This window comes from Providencia huaxiensis, assembly GCF_002843235.3.
Taxonomy (GTDB): domain Bacteria; phylum Pseudomonadota; class Gammaproteobacteria; order Enterobacterales; family Enterobacteriaceae; genus Providencia; species Providencia huaxiensis.
The window spans coordinates 4252776-4274255 of the sequence record NZ_CP031123.2 but is presented as its reverse complement, the minus strand read 5'-3'; the positions used below and the strand labels follow the sequence as shown (position 1 = coordinate 4274255).

The window sequence follows — 21480 nt, the reverse complement described above, 5'->3', positions numbered from 1 at the left end:
TTAAAGAATTAATGAATTGACCATCCATTCCTTTACCTTAAATAAAATGTTAAATAGTCGTTAAATCAACTAATTATAGAAAGCTGTACTTTTGAAATTTTTCGTTGGAAATAAAAAAAGCAGCTAATAAATAGCTGCTTTCAGACTAACTGTGACACCTGTTTCTACGATATAAGCCTAATTTAAACTGGTATAACCAGTGAAAACACTTATTTTATTGTCATTACTAAATTTATATTTCTTTTTTTAATCTAGTGTTGGTTCCATATTAGTAAGATCAAAAGGTGTGATCTGATACACATAATAATTCAACCAATTTGAAAACAACAAGTGACCATGGCTACGCCAACTCACCATTGGGGGATTATTGGGATCATCATTTTTGAAGTAATTGCATGGGATCTGAGGCGAAATTCCAGCATCTAGGTCACGCCAATATTCTTGTGCAAGCGTATCTCCATCATATTCTGGATGGCCTGTCACAAATGCTAAGCGCTTGTCTTTTGACCCAAATAAATAAGCACCTGCCTCCTGTGAACTTGCTAAAATCTCCAGATCCGTATGCTGACGGATAAGATCTTCAGGAAAATCGGCATAACGAGAGTGAGGCGCATAAAATGATCCATCAAACCCTCTTGTCAGCAAAGCATATGGCTCTAATGTATCATGCTGGTAAATACCAGATAATTTTTCTTCTCTAGTCCATTTTGGTAAGTCATACAGCACCTTTAAAGCGGCTTGTACAGCCCAACAAACAAAAAGGGTTGATGTTACATGTTGCTTTGCCCAAGCTATCACCTTTTCTATTTGCTGCCAGTATAGTACGTCATCAAACTCAACCAGTCCTAGCGGAGCACCCGTTACAATTAAGCCATCAAAATTCTGATCCTGTATGTCTTCAAAATCACAATAAAAGGTATTCAAGTGCTCTGTCGGAGTATTTTTTGACTCTCGTTGATCAATTCGTAATAGTTGAATATCAACCTGTAATGGTGTGTTTGACAGTAAACGAAGAAACTGATTTTCAGTTTCTATCTTTTTCGGCATCAAATTGAGTATCAACACTTTCAAGGGGCGGATCTCTTGATGACTAGCTCTTGTTGTTGTCATAACAAAAACATTTTCTTCTTTCAAGAAATTAACTGCCGGTAGTTCATCTGGTAAACGAATAGGCATCATTCATCCCCCTTTTTCCGTTTATACGTTTAGACTTCTAGAATGCTAAATAATCTAACTAATGTTATTCGTCTTGTCGAGTGTTTCAAGGTTAAATGAAATAATTTCAAGCACTAGAACTTATTACTTATTCTCAATGAGTATATCCAACAATCAACTCATTGATTTCCCATATTTTATATTGAGAGTTACTCATTTTTATTATCTACAAATAATAAGAAGGCTTTTACATAATTTATACTCAATAATTAGCTTTAAAATCTATCTCTACATTATCCCAATTATTTCAATTCATTCTGTAGTGCCAGTAAGTTGTTACTCACTACTTTGCATCTAAAACATCCATTCATCGCGCCAATACAACCGCTTTTCTTCCATTGCTCCTCCTAGCTCCCGTCACCCCACGACCATCACCGGCAGTCACAGTCCCACCTCAACAAGTGAGTTGTTACTTACTACTTTGTATCTAAAACATCCATTCATCACGCCAATACAACCGCTTTTCTTCCATTGCTCTTCCTAACTCCCGTCAACCCACCACCATCACCAGCAACCACAGTCCCACCTCAACAAGTGAGTTGTTACTTACTACTTTGTATCTAAAACATCCATTCATCGCGCCAATACAACCGCTTTTCTTCCATTGCTCCTCCTAGCTCCCGTCACCCCACGACCATCACCGGCAGTCACAGTCCCACCTCAACAAGTGAGTTGTTACTTACTACTTTGTATCTAAAACATCCATTCATCACGCCAATACAAACGCTTTTCTTCCATTGCTCCTCCTAACTCCCGTCAACCCATCACCATCAACAGCAACCACTATCCCCTTCAACATGTGAGCTGTTACACACTACTTTATATCCAAAATTTTCATTCACAGAGCCAATGCCACTAAGAGTCACCTATCGATTGCCTAACCTAACTCTCTTAACTCTTTTTACCCCACAGCCATCACTTATATCTCCGCGCGCTCTTCAACACGTGAGCTGTTACTTACTACTTTAGCTCAAGTGATTACATTCCCTGGAGTAATAGATAATTATCAACTCACTATATCCATCTAATTTTATTGACTTACTTACGCTTAATTAAGAAATACGTGAGCTGTTACTTACTACTTTGGCTCAAGTGATTACATTCTCTGGAGTAATAAATAATTATCAACTCACTATACCCATTTGATTTTATTAACTTACTCACGCTTAATTAAGAAATACGTGAGCTGTTACTTACTACTTTAGCTCAAGCAGTTACATTCTCTGGAGTAATAGATAATTATCAACAAACTATATCCATTTGATTTTATTGACTTACCTGCACTTAATTAAAAAATACGTGAGCTGTTACTCACTACTTTAGTTCCAACAATTCTATTCACCACGATCAGCGGTAAAGATATATTAATGGCTTCCCATAAGCCAAAGAGATGAAAATGGGAGGAATAGCGTAAGAAATACAGGAATAAAGAAATAAAAAAGAGAAAAGAGAAAAGAGAAAAGAGAAAAGAGAAAAGAGAAAAGAGAAAAGAGAAAAAACATAAGATAGTTAACACATTAGCACAATACCGAGGATATCCCTAAACGCAAAAAAGCCACCCAATGGGTGGCTTCTTCACTAATTTAATGTCTGGCAGTTCCCTACTCTCACATGGGGAGACCCCACACTACCATCGGCGCTACGGCGTTTCACTGCTGAGTTCGGCATGGGGTCAGGTGGGACCACCGCGCTATTGCCGCCAGACAAATTCTATTTGTTCCCGTTTAATGTCACTTTCGTGCACTAAACCAGAACATCAATCTCAAACAAGCTGTGTGTCCTTCACCTCTCGGCTTCTCACTCTCTATCGAAAACAACTTAATCTCTCTAAAACACCTTCGGTGTTGTCAGGTTAAGCCTCACGGTTCATTAGTATTGGTTAGCTCAACATATCGCTATGCTTACACACCCAACCTATCAACGTCTTAGTCTTAAACGTTCCTTTAGGACCCTTAAAGGGTCAGGGAAGACTCATCTCAAGGCAAGTTTCCCGCTTAGATGCTTTCAGCGGTTATCTCTTCCGCACTTAGCTACCGGGCAATGCCATTGGCATGACAACCCGAACACCAGTGGTGCGTCCACTCCGGTCCTCTCGTACTAGGAGCAGCCCCTTTCAATCTTCCAACGCCCACGGCAGATAGGGACCGAACTGTCTCACGACGTTCTAAACCCAGCTCGCGTACCACTTTAAACGGCGAACAGCCGTACCCTTGGGACCTACTTCAGCCCCAGGATGTGATGAGCCGACATCGAGGTGCCAAACACCGCCGTCGATATGAACTCTTGGGCGGTATCAGCCTGTTATCCCCGGAGTACCTTTTATCCGTTGAGCGATGGCCCTTCCATTCAGAACCACCGGATCACTAAGACCTACTTTCGTACCTGCTCGAGCCGTCACTCTCGCAGTCAAGCTGGCTTATGCCTTTGCACTAACCGCATGATGTCCGACCATGCTTAGCCAACCTTCGTGCTCCTCCGTTACTCTTTGGGAGGAGACCGCCCCAGTCAAACTACCCACCAGACACTGTCCGCACCCCAGATAATGGGGCAACGTTAGAACATCAAACATTAAAGGGTGGTATTTCAAGGTTGGCTCCACGCAGACTGGCGTCCACGCTTCGAAGCCTCCCACCTATCCTACACATCAAGGCTCAATGTTCAGTGTCAAGCTATAGTAAAGGTTCACGGGGTCTTTCCGTCTTGCCGCGGGTACACTGCATCTTCACAGCGAGTTCAATTTCACTGAGTCTCGGGTGGAGACAGCCTGGCCATCATTACGCCATTCGTGCAGGTCGGAACTTACCCGACAAGGAATTTCGCTACCTTAGGACCGTTATAGTTACGGCCGCCGTTTACTGGGGCTTCGATCAAGAGCTTCTCCTTACGGATAACCCCATCAATTAACCTTCCAGCACCGGGCAGGCGTCACACCGTATACGTCCACTTTCGTGTTTGCACAGTGCTGTGTTTTTAATAAACAGTTGCAGCCAGCTGGTATCTGCGACTGGCTTCAGCTCCATCCGCGAGGGACTTCACCTAGCGCCAGCGTGCCTTCTCCCGAAGTTACGGCACCATTTTGCCTAGTTCCTTCACCCGAGTTCTCTCAAGCGCCTGAGTATTCTCTACCTGACCACCTGTGTCGGTTTGGGGTACGATTAATGATAATCTAGAGCTTAGAGGCTTTTCCTGGAAGCGGGGCATGAGCTACTTCATCACCGTAGTGACTCGTCATCGAACCTCAGCATGTAGTGAACCGGATTTGCCTAATTCACCTGCCTACATTCTTAAACCGGGACAACCGTCGCCCGGATAGCCTAGCCTTCTCCGTCCCCCCATCGCAATTATCACCAGTACGGGAATATTAACCCGTTTCCCATCGACTACGCATTTCTGCCTCGCCTTAGGGGTCGACTCACCCTGCCCCGATTAACGTTGGACAGGAACCCTTGGTCTTCCGGCGTGCGGGTTTTTCACCCGCATTATCGTTACTTATGTCAGCATTCGCACTTCTGATACCTCCAGCATACCTCACAGTACACCTTCACAGGCTTACAGAACGCTCCCCTACCCAACAATATCTAAATATCGCTGCCGCAGCTTCGGTGCATAGTTTAGCCCCGTTACATCTTCCGCGCAGGCCGACTCGACCAGTGAGCTATTACGCTTTCTTTAAATGATGGCTGCTTCTAAGCCAACATCCTGGCTGTCTGAGCCTTCCCACTTCGTTTCCCACTTAACTATGACTTTGGGACCTTAGCTGGCGGTCTGGGTTGTTTCCCTCTTCACGACGAACGTTAGCACCCGCCGTGTGTCTCCCGTGATAACATTCTTCGGTATTCGTAGTTTGCATCGAGTTGGTAAGTCGGGATGACCCCCTAGTCGAAACAGTGCTCTACCCCCGAAGATGAGTTCACGAGGCGCTACCTAAATAGCTTTCGGGGAGAACCAGCTATCTCCCGGTTTGATTGGCCTTTCACCCCCAGCCACAAGTCATCCGCTAATTTTTCAACATTAGTCGGTTCGGTCCTCCAGTTAGTGTTACCCAACCTTCAACCTGCCCATGGCTAGATCACCGGGTTTCGGGTCTATACCCTGCAACTCATTCGCCCAGTTAAGACTCGGTTTCCCTACGGCTCCCCTATACGGTTAACCTTGCTACAGAATATAAGTCGCTGACCCATTATACAAAAGGTACGCAGTCACCCCACCCCAAAGCACATTCACTGCTTGTTTTGTGTGTTGGACGTCGCAAAAAGCGCTCCGTCAACGCGTGTTGAATGCCACTTCAAAGTTGTCCTCAACACCAGAAAATGCTTTGGTGGTGGGGCTCCCACTGCTTGTACGTACACGGTTTCAGGTTCTATTTCACTCCCCTCGCCGGGGTTCTTTTCGCCTTTCCCTCACGGTACTGGTTCACTATCGGTCAATCAGGAGTATTTAGCCTTGGAGGATGGTCCCCCCATATTCAGACAGGATAACACGTGTCCCGCCCTACTCGTCGAGTTCACAACACTAACACCTTCGGATACGGGGCTATCACCCTTTACTGCCGGACTTTCCAGACCGTTCTCCTGATGCTAATGCTGATTAAGACTCTGGGCTGCTCCCCGTTCGCTCGCCGCTACTAGGGGAATCTCGGTTGATTTCTTTTCCTCGGGGTACTGAGATGTTTCAGTTCCCCCGGTTCGCTTCGTTTGACTATGTATTCATCAAACGATAGTGCAACGAATTGCACTGGGTTTCCCCATTCGGAAATCGTCGGTTGTAACGGTTCATATCACCTTACCGACGCTTATCGCAGATTAGCACGTCCTTCATCGCCTCTGATTGCCTAGGCATCCACCGTGTACGCTTAGTCGCTTAACCTCACAACCCGAAGGTGTCTTTTTTGTCACTCGACACAAAACCCGACGGCTTCTGTCTGTTGACGACATCTTCAAGTTGAGATTTTTGAGAGACTCTCACATTGTTTAAGCGATAAACAATGTGCGTTGTTTTCAATTTTCAGCTTGTTCCAGATTGTTAAAGAGCATAATTGTTAAACCAACTATCGAAATAATTGGCTTAATCATTATTGGGGACATCGTCTTTCACTCGATATCGGCGCAATTGGCGTCCCCTAGGGGATTCGAACCCCTGTTACCGCCGTGAAAGGGCGGTGTCCTAGGCCTCTAGACGAAGGGGACACAAGATATTGCACATACTGCTGCGGTATCTCATGTAAGTCCTATTCTCTCGAATAAGTCTCCCACGTATAGCCTATTGCTCTACTTTCTATCAGACAATCTGTGTGAGCACTTCACAAAAACACTTCAATGGTAAGGAGGTGATCCAACCGCAGGTTCCCCTACGGTTACCTTGTTACGACTTCACCCCAGTCATGAATCACAAAGTGGTAAGCGCCCTCCCGAAGGTTAAGCTACCTACTTCTTTTGCAACCCACTCCCATGGTGTGACGGGCGGTGTGTACAAGGCCCGGGAACGTATTCACCGTAGCATTCTGATCTACGATTACTAGCGATTCCGACTTCATGGAGTCGAGTTGCAGACTCCAATCCGGACTACGACGTACTTTATGAGTTCCGCTTGCTCTCGCGAGGTCGCTTCTCTTTGTATACGCCATTGTAGCACGTGTGTAGCCCTACTCGTAAGGGCCATGATGACTTGACGTCATCCCCACCTTCCTCCGGTTTATCACCGGCAGTCTCCTTTGAGTTCCCGACCGAATCGCTGGCAACAAAGGATAAGGGTTGCGCTCGTTGCGGGACTTAACCCAACATTTCACAACACGAGCTGACGACAGCCATGCAGCACCTGTCTCAGAGTTCCCGAAGGCACCAAAGCATCTCTGCTAAGTTCTCTGGATGTCAAGAGTAGGTAAGGTTCTTCGCGTTGCATCGAATTAAACCACATGCTCCACCGCTTGTGCGGGCCCCCGTCAATTCATTTGAGTTTTAACCTTGCGGCCGTACTCCCCAGGCGGTCGATTTAACGCGTTAGCTCCGAAAGCCACTCCTCTAGGGAACAACCTTCAAATCGACATCGTTTACAGCGTGGACTACCAGGGTATCTAATCCTGTTTGCTCCCCACGCTTTCGCACCTGAGCGTCAGTCTTTGTCCAGGGGGCCGCCTTCGCCACCGGTATTCCTCCACATCTCTACGCATTTCACCGCTACACATGGAATTCTACCCCCCTCTACAAGACTCTAGCTGACCAGTCTTAGATGCCATTCCCAGGTTAAGCCCGGGGATTTCACATCTAACTTAATCAACCGCCTGCGTGCGCTTTACGCCCAGTAATTCCGATTAACGCTTGCACCCTCCGTATTACCGCGGCTGCTGGCACGGAGTTAGCCGGTGCTTCTTCTGTCGGTAACGTCAATCGTTGATGATATTAGCATCAACGCCTTCCTCCCGACTGAAAGTACTTTACAACCCTAGGGCCTTCTTCATACACGCGGCATGGCTGCATCAGGCTTGCGCCCATTGTGCAATATTCCCCACTGCTGCCTCCCGTAGGAGTCTGGGCCGTGTCTCAGTCCCAGTGTGGCTGATCATCCTCTCAGACCAGCTAGAGATCGTCGCCTTGGTGAGCCATTACCTCACCAACTAGCTAATCCCATATGGGTTCATCCGATAGCGCAAGGACCGAAGTTCCCCTGCTTTGCTCCTAAGAGATTATGCGGTATTAGCTACCGTTTCCAGTAGTTATCCCCCTCTATCGGGCAGATCCCCATACATTACTCACCCGTCCGCCGCTCGTCAGCGAGAAGCAAGCTTCCCCTGTTACCGCTCGACTTGCATGTGTTAGGCCTGCCGCCAGCGTTCAATCTGAGCCATGATCAAACTCTTCAATTAAAAGTAGCTTGATGCTCAAAGAATGTTACTGTCGTTTGATTTCCGAAGAAACCAAATTACCTATTAGTTCATATATATGAATTAACGTGTTAGTCACTCTTCAAGACTTAAAATCAAATATTTTTTTGATAATGTCCTGTGAGTGCCCACACAGATTGTCTGATAAATTGTTAAAGAGCGTTGCAACCATCTTTCGATGTCGACACCAGATTTCGTGAACCGGGCCGTTGTTGCGAGGAGGCGTATATTACGTTTTCCTCCGTGAGAGTCAAGCAATTTTTTGCTTTTTCTTTTCAGAATCTCTCGCTGCCGTTTCAGTGTTCATCGCGCTTTGCGTTGTCTTGTTCCCGGTCAGTGGATGCGCATTATAGGGAGTCAGAAAAATCTGGCAACCCCTTTTTTGCATTATTTTGTTCAACTGCTGCATTCCACAGCAAAACCCCCACTTATACCGACTTATGCACCAAGTTATCCACAACATGAAAATAATTTAAAAATTACCGCGCATTACGCAAACGTTTGCGTTACAATTGGCTCGAAATTTCAGCATTGATTTTGTTTTTATGTTCTGAAATTGTTAGTGACTTATATATTGTTATAGGGAAAGCGGGCTAATTCCGCTTGGCTTTCATCAATAGATATAATAGGTATATAAGAAAAGCTCTTTGAGTTTTTACTGACTGATATTCGTTATTGCCTTATTTATTCAAATCCAAGGGATCTATCTCATGCAACTGCTTCGTCCTATTCGTCGTGCCCTGCTTAGTGTGTCTGATAAAACAGGGGTTGTTGAATTCGCTAAGGCGTTATCTCAACGTGGTGTTGAGCTTCTATCTACTGGCGGTACTGCAAAGTTACTTGCTGAGTCAGGATTAAACGTAACTGAAGTTTCAGATTACACAGGGTTTCCTGAAATGATGGATGGCCGAGTGAAAACATTGCACCCGAAAGTGCATGGCGGAATTTTAGGACGTCGCGGTACAGATGATGCCATCATGCAACAACATGACATCGCGCCTATCGATATGGTTGTTGTTAATCTATACCCATTTGCCCAAACCGTGGCAAAACCAAATTGCACCCTTGAAGATGCTGTAGAGAATATTGATATCGGAGGCCCAACCATGGTGCGCTCCGCGGCTAAAAATCATAAAGATGTCGCAATTGTGGTAAATAGTAATGACTATCAAACCATCATTGATGAGATGGATAATCACGAAAACTCGCTAAATTGGTCGACTCGGTTTGACCTCGCAATAAAAGCTTTCGAGCACACTGCGGCTTATGACAGCATGATTGCGAATTACTTTGGTGAATTAGTTGCCCCTTATTATGGCGATACAACTCAGCCTTCCGGCCGCTTTCCTCGCACCTTGAATTTAAACTTTATAAAAAAACAAGATATGCGTTATGGAGAAAACAGCCATCAAGATGCGGCTTTTTATATAGAAGAAAGCCCAAAAGAAGCTTCTATTGCAACTGCACAGCAGATCCAAGGTAAAGCCCTGTCTTATAATAATATCGCTGATACCGATGCAGCTCTTGAATGTGTTAAATCATTCGAAGAACCTGCTTGTGTCATTGTCAAACATGCAAACCCTTGTGGTGTCGCTATCGGTGATTCTATTCATACAGCTTATGATAACGCATTCAAAACTGACCCAACCTCTGCTTTTGGTGGCATTATCGCTTTTAACCGTCAATTAGATAAAGAGACCGCTCAAGCGATTATTGAACGCCAGTTTGTGGAAGTCATTATTGCGCCTTCTGTTGCTAAAGATGCATTGCCTATTCTTGAGACTAAACAAAACGTCCGCGTACTTGAATGTGGCGAATGGAGCAAACCCGTTGCAGGTTTAGACTTTAAACGCGTGAATGGCGGTTTATTAGTGCAAGACCGTGACTTAGGAATGGTTGAAAAAGAAGAACTTCGCGTTGTAACTAAGCGCCAACCAACTGAACGCGAGCTAAAAGATGCGTTATTCTGCTGGAAAGTCGCGAAATTTGTAAAATCCAATGCAATCGTTTATGCCAAAAATGATATGACTATCGGTATTGGCGCAGGGCAAATGAGCCGTGTGTATTCTGCAAAAATTGCAGGTATTAAAGCCGCAGATGAAGGTTTAGAAGTCGCTGGCTGTGCGATGGCCTCAGATGCCTTTTTCCCATTCCGCGATGGTATTGATGCCGCGGCAGCTGTTGGCGTAACTTGTGTTATCCAACCTGGCGGTTCTATTCGCGATGATGAAGTGATTGCAGCCGCAAATGAACATGGTATTGCCATGCTTTTCACTAATATGCGTCATTTCCGTCACTAATTATTAGGAGCCTAGTCATGAATATTTTAATTATTGGTGGTGGTGGTCGTGAACATGCATTGGCATGGAAAGCTGCGCAATCACCTTTAGCGGAAAAAGTCTATGTTGCCCCAGGTAATGCAGGAACAGCATTAGAACCTACACTCGAAAACGTGAATATTTCGGCAACTGATATTGATGGGCTGCTCCAATTTGCTAAAGAAAAACAAATTGATTTAACGATTGTAGGCCCTGAAGCACCATTAGTTATTGGTGTTGTTGATGCATTTAAGGCTGCCGGTTTAACTATTTTTGGCCCAACCCAAGGTGCTGCACAGCTTGAGGGTTCAAAAGCATTTACCAAAGATTTTTTAGCTCGTCACAATATTCCAACTGCCGCTTATGAAAATTTTACTGAGATAGAGCCCGCTTTGGCTTACTTAGATAAAGTCGGTGCGCCTATTGTGATTAAGGCTGACGGCCTTGCCGCGGGGAAAGGCGTTATCGTTGCCATGACCTTACAAGAAGCAAAAGAAGCTGTTCACGATATGTTAGCGGGAAATGCCTTTGGCGATGCAGGGCATCGTATCGTTATTGAAGAGTTTCTCGATGGTGAAGAGGCGAGTTTCATCGTTATGGTAGATGGTGAAAATGTCATTCCAATGGCGACTAGCCAAGACCATAAACGTGTCGGTGATGGTGATACTGGTCTAAATACAGGTGGAATGGGCGCATACTCCCCAGCACCTGTTGTGACAGATGAAATACACCAGCGCGTGATGGAACAAGTCATTTACCCTACAGTTAAAGGCATGGACCAAGAAGGAAACCGCTATCAAGGCTTCTTATATGCAGGTTTAATGATTGATAAAGCAGGCAACCCAAAGGTTATCGAATTCAACTGCCGTTTTGGCGACCCTGAAACTCAACCTATTATGATGCGCTTGCAATCGGACTTAGTCGCTTTATGTTTAGCCGGTGCGAAAGGTGAGCTGGCAGGTAAAGATTCATTATGGGATGAGCGCCCTGCTCTAGGGGTAGTTATTGCCGCGGGTGGTTACCCAGGTGATTACCGCAATGGCGATGTGATTTCAGGTTTACCAACCACTGAAGCCACTGATAGCAAGGTTTTCCACGCAGGCACTCGCTTGAAAAATGGTGATGTAGTCACTGCCGGTGGGCGTGTGTTGTGTGTCACTGCGTTAGGCGATGATATCGCTAAAGCGCAAACCAAAGCTTATGAAGTGGCAAAAACCATTCACTGGGATGATAACTTTTACCGCAACGACATCGGCTACCGTGCTATCGCTCGTATAAAATAATACAAAGTACTAAACCATTCCCTAAGCTGATAAGAGGAAACTTTTATCAGCTTTTTTATTGTTGTTTGTACTATCAAACAAGCACTCTAAGGATTTCTGTTCGCAGCTAGACGACAAGGTGACTAGGCTAAGTCACCGCGGCCAACAATGCTGAAGGTCGAAAGGCTACGAGTTGACGAGCAAAAATATCGGCTCTAAGTATTTCAATTCAGAGCTAGGCGGCAAACGAAGATATCTTAGGGAGCATACATAAGTATGTGACCTAAGTAGCTGAGAGCAGCCAACAACGTTATGGATTGAAAGACGACGAGCGGCGATATTACAACGAATCTTTAGAAGGCTGCCAGCGGCAAAAATCGGTATCCGCCACCATCAAAAGCTGATTCCCCTCTGAAGACTCCAACCACGCTAAATTTAACTGGGAATGCCACACTTTCGCACGGCTCTGTAACCAATTTTCAGCATAGGGCTCGAAGGTTACTTCTCGCACATCACCTTCACAAGTCGTCACTTTGCCTTGTTGCCAACGTCCTTGGTAAAGTTTAACGCCACCGACAATAAGGGCAGTGTTTGTCTCAAGTACTCGTTCAGCTTCAAAGCGCCAACGCGTGATGTCATCCGTTGAAAGTGGTGTTTTATGGCCATCTTGGGCACGCTGCATAAAAACAACGTCATTGTTTTTATCGAAGCGTAATTGTTCGGTGATATCACCATTTTTTTGGTTCAAGATTTGGCTGCGAATTTGCCAGAGTTTACCGGAGCGGTATTCGAAGAAATTAACGGAAGTGTCTGTGCCTTTATAGGGGCTATAAACCACCATTAAGACAAGAGGTTGGCTTTGTGCATTATTCAGCCGCCACATACGAATGACGCCATCATCAGCAATAAAACCACTTGCACTAAACTCAGGAAGTTTTGGTGCATTAGAAGAACAGGCGCTTAGCATTGAGATGGCTCCCAATACCAGCAACCCTTTTTGAATAAACAAAAGGGGGAGTTTTTTACCCCCTCTGGTAATTCGTCTGTACAATGTTCTTATTTTACAGCTTCTTTCAGTGCTTTACCGGCAGAGAAAGCAGGTACAGTTGTAGCAGGAATTTGGATTTCTGCTTTAGTTTGTGGGTTACGACCAGTACGTGCAGCACGATGGCTAACTTTAAAAGTACCGAAACCGACCAGTTGGACTTGCTCGCCTTTTTTCAGCGTTTCAGAAATAGCATTCAGAGTAGATTCTAATGCTGCTTTTGCCTGAACTTTGGTCAGGTCCGCTGATTCTGCGATAGCATCAACTAATTCAGTCTTATTCATAAATTATCCTTACACAGTGTGTTTATCGTTTGCAAAGCATCGAGTGCGTCGGATATGCCAAATTGACAGCCCCTGATACACGCCCCCGATAGCCACTTCTTCTCGCCCCTAAATGTAGACCAGAGTAGGGGCAAATGTGAAGTCTTAGTACTCAGCATTACTGCGTCAAGTCACGTTTTCGATAATGAAAATGCAAAAATCAGCTTAAAGTAATACCTATGTTGCTCACCCCCGCTTCGCGGAGGTCAGATTTTAATCCTTTAATTAACTCTAAGTCGCGCTCTTCACAAGCTGCCAGTAAGCGGAAAATGTCCCACTGGATATCCCACTCTTCTTCAACGGCCGGGATTTCTTTGAGTTCTTCTTCTGTCATTTCCCGCCCTGCTTGAGTCATTTCGAGCATGGCAACCGTACGAATGGATGCTTCGCTAACCAATATCGCGTGTTCGAGGGTTTCACCACTCAATTTCGAATGAATAATTTCACCCAATGCAATACAGGCATCAATAGCTGGATACACACCATACATATCAAAATCATCCGCTGATGGGATAATTTCTTCTAATTTTTCTAACTGACTGTCGAAATTGACTTTGCTATCTTTAATGACCAAAGTTTCCCAAACTAAATCAAGGATGGAACGATAAACTTTTGCATCGGCAAATTCAGTTTGCAGACAAAACATCTGAAAGTTGGGATACATTCTTTCACATAAGCTTGCCATGAAAGTTGTATGTTGCCAGCTTTCTAATTTTTCCAACCTCAAATGAATGGGATTTCTTAACATAATTTCTGACTCATCAATCTTAATACTTCGCAGTTTACCTGAAAATCTGTCAATGCCACATATTTTGCTGATAATTAGCTGATTTTCTCATTCATTCGCTTAAAAAACGTTCGATTTGATGCAATTCCGTCAGCAAAACGTGTTGGTTCAGGCAACCTATAACCCTTTAGACACTGCCTAACCCACTCTAAGGAAGATGAAAAACCGACTTTATGTCCCGGAGAAACATATAATGGTTTGCAGCGTTTTTTACTCCGCAGCACCCAACCGAGTTGATTTTCACCTGCCATTAACGGCTGAACACTTTCGGGTTCTTCACTTAACTCATCTGCATCACCACATAAACGGCTTTTTGCAACACCAATTGTGGCAACATTCGCTTGTAACCCAAAATGGCAGGCAACACCAAACCGCCGTGGGTGTGCAATCCCTTGTCCATCCACAAGCACTAATTCAGGTTTGTTTTGTATTTTTCCCCACGCAGCCATTAGTCCAGGCACTTCACGAAAAGAAAGTAACCCCGGTATATAAGGTAATTGCGTCGGTATTCGAGCTATTTGATACTCAACAAGTTCTAACTGTGGCCAAGATAGTACAGCCACCACAGCTCTCGTAATCTCACCTTGCTGTTCAAAGCCCACATCAGCCCCACCAATCAGTTTAAGGGGTGGAAATTCGTCATGCAAAATGATTTTTGAGGCTTGGCTAGTTTGTTCTGTTCGTAACTGTTGGGTATCTAAAACCATCATGCGTCCATTGCTTATGATATTTAATTATTCTTAATCATAGATGATAATGGTGTACTTACAAGATCCTATAAATACACCACAAATCAAGAAGATCAATAAACGATAATTATTGATGATATTGGCGGGATAAACGGTGAACAGCATCCACAAATGCACCTGCATGCTCCGGTGGAACATCCTGATGAATACCATGACCTAAATTGAATACGTGCCCTTCACCTTGGCCGAAGCCTGATAGAATATTTTGTACTTCTTCTTCTATTCGCGCAGGAGGTGCATACAACATGGATGGATCCATATTTCCTTGCAGGGCAACTTTATCACCAACACGACGACGAGCATCGGCAATTTCAGTCGTCCAATCAAGGCCTAATGCATCACAACCCGTTGCTGCCATTTCTTCTAACCACTGACCGCCACCTTTAGTAAATAAGGTGACAGGAACACGGCGACCATCATTTTCACGAATTAAGCCATCAATAATTTTATGCATATAATTCAGTGAAAACTGTAAATAATCACGCTTAGTTAATACCCCACCCCATGTATCAAAAATCATCACAGACTGCGCACCGGCACGAATTTGAGCATTCAAGTATAAAATGACGCTATCTGCCAGTTTATCCAATAACAAATGCAATGAATTCGGGTCTTCGTACATCATCTTTTTGATTTTAGTGAAGGCTTTGCTGCTACCGCCTTCCACCATATAAGTAGCCAGTGTCCACGGGCTACCAGAGAAACCAATGAGTGGTACATTGCCTTCAAGGGCTTTACGAATGGCACGAACTGCGTCCATCACATAACCAAGTTCCATTTCAGGATCAGGAATAGGGATATTTTTTACATCTGCTGCGCTCATAATAGGTTTATGAAAACGCGGACCTTCACCTGTTTCAAAATATAGCCCAAGCCCCATTGCATCAGGGATGGTAAGAATATCAGAAAATAAAATTGCAGCGTCTAATGGAAAACGACGTAATGGCTGCAATGTCACTTCACAAGCCAATTCGGTGTTTTTGCACAGAGCAATAAAATCACCAGCTTCCGCGCGAGTTGCTTTATATTCTGGCAGGTAACGCCCTGCTTGACGCATCATCCATACAGGGGTCACATCTACAGGCTGACGTAGCAAAGCACGTAGATAGCGGTCATTTTTTAACTCAGTCATTATTTACTCCATTATTATAAGTGGCCGCCGCAAATGGCTAAGAGCGAAGTTCATTATTGTATCATGTTAATGATAACAATATCAGCGCTGTGCTATTCCCCCGTTTCATACTCACTTTGACGACACAATGCGACCGTATCTTCAATCAAACGCCTAGCTATTGTGTCTGCCGGTGGGATCAACGGTAAATCATCGTAATGATACCAATTTGCGCTCACCAGTTCCTTCGGGTCTACTTTAATATCACCACTCTCATAATCCGCGAGGAACCCCATCATTAAGGAATGAGGAAAAGGCCAAGGCTGTGAAGAAACATAGCGGATATTTTTCACTTTAATATGGCTCTCTTCCATGACTTCGCGCATGACTGCTTCTTCTAATGTTTCGCCAACCTCGACAAAACCAGCAAGTACCGTAAATAACGGATTTTGCGAATGGCGTCGGTGCTGAGCTAATAGAATATGGTCATCGCGGCGGATCCCCACGATAATGCAAGGGGCGATCTGCGGGTAATAGCGCTCATGACAATGGTCACACAAACACGCCCACTCTGTTTCACTGTGGCGCATCGCAGTACCACAATAACCACAATAACGGTGGGAACGATAGAATTCTGCTAATTGCACACCTCGCCCAGCAAGGCGAAATAAGCCTTCATCTTGCGCAGCAACAATACGGGGAGAAGCCATATCTGATGGCATTTTTTCGGCTATCAACCAGACGATTTCCCCTTGCCACTCACCAATGGGTGTTGCCGTTTTTCCTTCTAACAAATAGTCCTTTGCCATACCTCGAGGAATATCTCCATGAGGTAGCCACAAACGCCCGGAAAAACAGATAAACCACCAACCACTTTCTGTTCCTGATAATTTTAACTTATTCATTTTTCACGTCTTTTGTCAGTTTTTATTGTCGGTAAAATAAATCTATTAATGACACAATATACTTTTTTGACACAAAGTCATTCAAACGTTTGTTTCATTGTTTTTCTTTAGCAATTTTGACACTTTTTAGACGTTCCATTCCATAAAATGTCTAAAAACTGTCATAAAAGGATCAACTAACTGTCACGTCTTAAAATTAGGATGCTAAGTAACCAATACGGTTCACCGTTCTTCAAAAGTGAGAAAATAATGAAAACTATCGTTCCTGCGATTTTACTATCATTGACCGCATCCAGTGTGACATTAGCTGCTGATACTAATTTAACAGAGTTAATCAATGCAGCGAAAAAAGAAGGACAAGTTTACAGCGTTGGGATGCCTGATACTTGGGCGAACTGGAAAGGAACTTGGCAAGACTTAGCGACACAATATGGGTTGAAACATCAAGACACCGATATGAGCTCCGCCCAAGAAATTGCTAAATTTGCCGCAGAAAAAAATAATGCGACGGCAGATATTGGTGATGTCGGTGCCTCCTTTGGGCCTGTTGCCGTACAAAAAGGAGTGACGCAACCTTATAAACCAACAACTTGGTCACAAATTCCTGATTGGGCAAAAGACAAAGACGGTCATTGGGCTTTAGCCTATACGGGGTCTATCGCTTTTATGATAAATAATGATTTAGTAAAAGATGCACCGAAAAGCTGGGATGACCTACTAAAAGGGAAATATAAAGTCACCGTTGGGGATGTAGGGATTGCCGCACAAGCCAATAACGCTGTACTGGCAGCTGCATTTGCGCGTGGTGGGGATGAAAACAACCTAAAGCCTGCCATTGAATTTTTTGCTGAACTCGCCAAACAAAAACGCCTATCCGTTAATGACCCAACTGTCGCAAATATCGAAAAAGGTGAAGTCGAAGTTGGCATATTATGGGACTTTAACGCACTGAATTACCGTGATCAGATCAATCGTGATCGCTTTACGGTTGTGATCCCATCTGATGGCTCCGTGATTTCGGGTTACACCACTATTATCAACAAATTCGCCAAAAACCCTAACGCAGCGAAGTTAGCTCGTGAGTTTATTTTCAGTGATAAAGGGCAAATTAACCTTGCTGAAGGTTATGCACGACCAATTCGTGCACAATATTTAACGTTACCTGATGATATTAAAGCCAAATTATTACCAGAAGAACAATATAAAAATGTTCAACCCATTAAAAATGCAGAAGGCTGGGAAAAATCATCTCGTAATCTCCCTAAAATGTGGCAACAGCAAGTTTTGATCCACCAGCAGTAATTCAATGTATTGATTTTAGGAAAAATTAATGTCTGAAAAAGTCATACTTGTTGTCCTAGACGGTTTAAGTTATTCAGTAGCCCATCATTGTATGGGCTATCTCAACGGCTTAATCAAAGCCAACAGTGCAACACTTTACCAATTAGAGTGTGAGCTTCCTTCGATGTCTCGCCCTTTATATGAATGCATACTGACGGGGGTTCCCCCGGTCAAAAGTGGTATTGTAAATAACCAAATTGTCCGCCTTTCTCACTTTGAGAGTCTCTTTTCCCTTGCTCGTCAAGCTGAGAAAACAACTGCCGCCGCCGCTTATTATTGGGTGAGTGAACTGTATAACCGGGCTCCTTTTGTTGCCTTACGAGACCGCTTCACCCACGATGACTCACTCGCTATCCAACATGGCTGCTTTTATCAAGCAGACCATTACCCTGATGACCATTTATTTGTCGATGCGGAATATTTACGGACTCAATTTAACCCTGATTTTTTATTGATCCACCCTATGAATATAGACGACACAGGGCACAAGTTCGGTTTTGATTCGCCCCAATATCGTAATGCAGCACGCCATGCAGATATTATCCTGTCGAATTATATTCCTACATGGGTTGAGCAAGGCTATCAAATCATGATCACGAGTGATCATGGTATGAATAATGATCGTAGCCATGGCGGAACACTCCCCGAAGAGTGTTTAGTACCATTGTTTGTGGTCGGTTCGCAGTTTTCTCATCAACCCTGCAATATTGAGCAGACAGCAATTTGCGGAACCATTTGTCGTTTACTCGGTGCCAGCTCTCTCGATAAACCGGTTTGTGATGCGCTATTACGAGGAGATTTGTAATGGCTGATATTCCTGCCCCCTGTGAACAGACATACCAACAACAGGGAAAAATTGCCATGTTGAAAAAACGCTTTGCTCGTTTTCATTGGCGCGCTGCACTTCTACTTTTGCCATTCTTTGTGTTGTTTAGTTTATTCCAAATCGCCCCAATGATTTGGGTGCTCATTAATAGCTTTATCTACGAAGAAGCATGGTCATTAGATAACTATCTTGAGGTATTCAATAATGATTTTTACTTGCAAGCGTTTGAAAATACCTTATGGCTTTCCATTATTTGTAGTGTGATTGGCTTATTTATTTCCAGTATCACGGCATTTTCCATTTATAAAATGCAAGGGAAAATTCGCCGAATAATGATCTCCTTCACCACCATGGCCAGTAATTTCAGCGGTGTTCCCCTTGCTTTCGCATTCATTATTATTTTGGGCTTCAATGGGGCGATTACCTTACAACTTAAATCATGGGGGATTATCGAAGATTTTAATATATACAGCGCCAGCGGCTTAATGCTGTTGTATGTGTATTTTCAGATCCCATTAGGTGTGTTGTTGCTCTACCCCGCCTTTGACGCACTAAAACCGGAGTGGGAAGACGCAGCGAAAACGATGGGTGCAAGTAAGCTGACCTATTGGTTAAAAGTCGCTATTCCAGTGCTTTCTCCTGCTTTAGTTGGCACTTTTATTATCTTAATTGCTAATGCAATGGGCGCATACGCCAGTACTTATGCGTTAACGAGTGGTAATTACAACCTTGTGACTATCCGAATTGCCAGTTTAGTTTCTGGTGATTTGTTTCTCGAACCGAATATGGCTGCTGCGTTATCAATGCTACTTATCGCTATCTTAGCTTTTATCACTGCCATACATCATTGGTTAATCAAGCGGAGCTACCATGCAAAATAATAATGCGATTAGCCCAGCCATAACCAATGGCAATAAACCCTCTGGGTTATGGCTTCATAAGTTAGTACTAATCAGTGTTGCTAGCCTACTAGCGTTACCTATTATTGCCACATTTTTGTATTCCATCGCCAGTTCTTGGGGAGCCACTGTGCTACCTGACGCCTTGTCCATCAAATGGTATCTACAATTATGGCAAGACCCGCGTTTTCTCATGGCGTTTGGTCGTTCATTGATTATTTGCTTTGGTACATTACTGGTTAGCACATTAATTATTTTACCGATGACGTTTGCAGTATTTTATCGGTTCCCCAAACTCAAAGGGGTAATGGATTTACTGATTATTTTACCCTTTGCGATCCCGCCTGTGGTCTCATCGGTGGGCTTGCTGCAAATATTTGCCGATGAACCATTCATGTTAGTTGGCACCCCTTGGATCCTGATTGGTACCTATTTCACCATCACGTTACCTTTTATGTATCGTGCGCTTGCGAATAGCTTCCAAGGCATTAATTTACATGACTTAATGGATGCAGCACATTTACTCGGTGCCAGTACTTTCCAAGCCTTCATGATGATTGTGTTACCCAATATTCGCAAAGGTATGTTGGTTTCATTATTAATTTCATTTTCATTTTTAATGGGTGAATTTGTGTTTGCCAATATCCTTGTGGGAACACGCTATGAAACTTTGCAAATCTATCTTTTCAATATGCGACAAACCAGCGGACACTTCACTTCTGCCCTGGTGATGTCTTATTTTCTATTTACCTTATTGCTGACGTGGTTAGCAATGCGATTAAATCGTTCAGGAGATGAATGATGAGTTATGTTATTGCGGAAAATTTAGCCAAATCTTTCGGCACTAATCAGGTATTTGCTGATATTCAATTTACTATCGAAAAAGGTGAATTTATTACCCTACTAGGGCCAAGTGGTTGCGGAAAGTCTACCTTATTACGCTGTATTGCAGGGCTTGAACAACTTAATCATGGTGAACTTTATATTAATCGCCAGAATGTAACCTACCAAGCCGCGCAACAACGCGGAGTGGGTATGGTGTTCCAAAGTTATGCGTTATTTCCCAACATGACTGTGGTTGACAATATCGTGTTTGGTTTAAAAATGCGTAAAATTGATAGCCAAGCGAGATCTAAAGCAGTCGCTGAAGTGATTGAATTAGTTGAATTGCAAGGCAAAGAACAACAATTTCCTCATCAACTGTCAGGGGGACAGCGCCAACGCGTTGCGCTAGCAAGAGCATTGGTGATGAAACCACAAATTTTGTTACTTGATGAGCCGCTTTCCGCTCTTGATGCACGCATTCGCAAGCACTTACGCCAGCAAATCCGCCAAATTCAACGTGAGTTAGGCTTAACCACAATTTTTGTTACTCATGATCAAGATGAAGCGATGATTATGTCTGACCGTATTTTTCTTATGAATAAAGGCCAGATCGTGCAAAGCGATACGGCAGAGAATATTTATACCCAACCGGCAACAGAGTTTGTTGCTCGGTTTATGGGGCATTACAACCTTGTTGATTCAGAAAAAGCCAATACAATGTTAGGCCTTAATTTACAAGGTACACTGGCTATCCGTCCTGAGTCTATATATGTCAAAGAAGCGGGGCGCCAATATGGTAGCCATATTTCTCACCCTGTTGATGCCGTGATATTGGATCATCAATTGCTCGGCAATATTATTCGTTATAGTGTGAATACCCCTGCAGGTGATATGACGGTGGATTTACTTAACCGCTCATCTGAGCGTTTATTTGAACCAGGAACTCACCTTAAACTTATGTTTAATAAAAATGAAATTCGCACACTTAGTTAATCAG

14 protein-coding genes, 1 tRNA gene and 3 rRNA genes are annotated in these 21480 nt (G+C 43.8%); 7 read left to right on the top strand and 11 right to left on the bottom strand.

Annotation, left to right across the window (positions count from 1 at the left end; genetic code table 11):
• Window positions 1-246: 246 nt before the first annotated feature.
• From metA to CYG50_RS21485, 5 genes are all read right to left on the bottom strand, one after another.
• A complete protein-coding gene (metA, locus tag CYG50_RS21505) occupies window positions 247-1176 on the bottom strand; it encodes a homoserine O-acetyltransferase MetA (RefSeq protein WP_102140242.1) in 930 nt (309 codons plus the stop codon).
• Window positions 1177-2803: 1627 nt separating this feature from the next.
• Window positions 2804-2919: ribosomal RNA gene (gene rrf / locus CYG50_RS21500) — 5S ribosomal RNA — on the bottom strand.
• A gap of 144 nt (window positions 2920-3063) precedes the next feature.
• A 23S ribosomal RNA gene (locus tag CYG50_RS21495) occupies window positions 3064-6081 on the bottom strand.
• Between the two features lie 244 nt (window positions 6082-6325).
• Window positions 6326-6401: transfer RNA gene (locus CYG50_RS21490), tRNA-Glu, on the bottom strand.
• A gap of 133 nt (window positions 6402-6534) precedes the next feature.
• Window positions 6535-8074 (bottom strand): 16S ribosomal RNA (locus CYG50_RS21485).
• The 16S, 23S and 5S rRNA genes sit together here with 1 tRNA gene alongside, the layout of an rRNA operon.
• A 728-nt stretch (window positions 8075-8802) precedes the next feature.
• On the opposite strand from CYG50_RS21485, the gene purH reads away from it, so the two are divergent.
• A complete protein-coding gene (gene purH / locus CYG50_RS21480) occupies window positions 8803-10392 on the top strand; it encodes a bifunctional phosphoribosylaminoimidazolecarboxamide formyltransferase/IMP cyclohydrolase (protein WP_102140161.1) in 1590 nt (529 codons plus the stop codon).
• A 17-nt stretch (window positions 10393-10409) separates the two neighbouring features.
• Window positions 10410-11693 carry a phosphoribosylamine--glycine ligase gene (purD, locus tag CYG50_RS21475; RefSeq protein ID WP_102140162.1) on the top strand — a complete coding sequence of 428 codons (1284 nt, stop codon included), beginning with the start codon at window positions 10410-10412 and terminating at the stop codon, window positions 11691-11693.
• A 319-nt stretch (window positions 11694-12012) separates the two neighbouring features.
• Here purD and CYG50_RS21470 read toward each other — a convergent pair whose 3' ends face one another.
• From CYG50_RS21470 to nudC, 6 genes are all read right to left on the bottom strand, one after another.
• Window positions 12013-12639 carry a DUF1481 domain-containing protein gene (locus CYG50_RS21470; RefSeq protein WP_102140163.1) on the bottom strand — a complete coding sequence of 209 codons (627 nt, stop codon included), beginning with the start codon at window positions 12637-12639 and terminating at the stop codon, window positions 12013-12015.
• Window positions 12640-12728: 89 nt separating this feature from the next.
• Entirely contained in the window at window positions 12729-13001 is a 273-nt protein-coding gene (gene hbs / locus CYG50_RS21465; RefSeq protein WP_004264522.1) for a non-specific DNA-binding protein Hbs, read from the bottom strand.
• 199 nt (window positions 13002-13200) lie between these two features.
• Window positions 13201-13788, bottom strand: coding sequence for a YjaG family protein (locus CYG50_RS21460; protein WP_102140164.1), 588 nt, complete (start codon window positions 13786-13788; stop codon window positions 13201-13203).
• Between the two features lie 74 nt (window positions 13789-13862).
• Window positions 13863-14534 carry a deoxyribonuclease V gene (gene nfi, locus CYG50_RS21455; RefSeq protein WP_102140165.1) on the bottom strand — a complete coding sequence of 224 codons (672 nt, stop codon included), beginning with the start codon at window positions 14532-14534 and terminating at the stop codon, window positions 13863-13865.
• Window positions 14535-14643: 109 nt separating this feature from the next.
• The gene (hemE, locus tag CYG50_RS21450; protein WP_102140166.1) at window positions 14644-15708 is read right to left on the bottom strand and encodes a uroporphyrinogen decarboxylase; all 1065 of its coding nucleotides are present in this window, start codon (window positions 15706-15708) and stop codon (window positions 14644-14646) included.
• Between the two features lie 92 nt (window positions 15709-15800).
• Complete coding sequence (nudC, locus tag CYG50_RS21445; RefSeq protein ID WP_102140167.1) at window positions 15801-16592, bottom strand: NAD(+) diphosphatase; 792 nt, start codon at window positions 16590-16592, stop codon at window positions 15801-15803.
• A gap of 249 nt (window positions 16593-16841) precedes the next feature.
• On the opposite strand from nudC, the gene CYG50_RS21440 reads away from it, so the two are divergent.
• From CYG50_RS21440 to CYG50_RS21420, 5 genes are read left to right on the top strand one after another with little or no spacing between them, the layout of a single operon-like run.
• The gene (locus CYG50_RS21440) at window positions 16842-17894 is read left to right on the top strand and encodes an ABC transporter substrate-binding protein (protein WP_102140168.1); all 1053 of its coding nucleotides are present in this window, start codon (window positions 16842-16844) and stop codon (window positions 17892-17894) included.
• 28 nt (window positions 17895-17922) lie between these two features.
• Window positions 17923-18738: an alkaline phosphatase family protein gene (locus CYG50_RS21435; RefSeq protein WP_102140169.1), complete on the top strand. Its 816-nt coding sequence runs from the start codon at window positions 17923-17925 to the stop codon at window positions 18736-18738.
• Window positions 18738-19640, top strand: a complete 903-nt coding sequence (locus tag CYG50_RS21430; RefSeq protein WP_102140170.1) for an ABC transporter permease — start codon at window positions 18738-18740, stop codon at window positions 19638-19640. The genes CYG50_RS21435 and CYG50_RS21430 overlap by 1 nt, the downstream gene beginning before the upstream one ends.
• Window positions 19630-20460 (top strand): ABC transporter permease, encoded by an 831-nt coding sequence (locus CYG50_RS21425; RefSeq protein ID WP_102140171.1) that lies wholly within the window; start codon window positions 19630-19632, stop codon window positions 20458-20460. The genes CYG50_RS21430 and CYG50_RS21425 overlap by 11 nt, the downstream gene beginning before the upstream one ends.
• Window positions 20460-21476, top strand: a complete 1017-nt coding sequence (locus tag CYG50_RS21420) for an ABC transporter ATP-binding protein (protein WP_102140172.1) — start codon at window positions 20460-20462, stop codon at window positions 21474-21476. Before CYG50_RS21425 ends, CYG50_RS21420 begins: the two co-directional genes overlap by 1 nt.
• The last annotated feature ends 4 nt before the right edge of the window (window positions 21477-21480 follow it).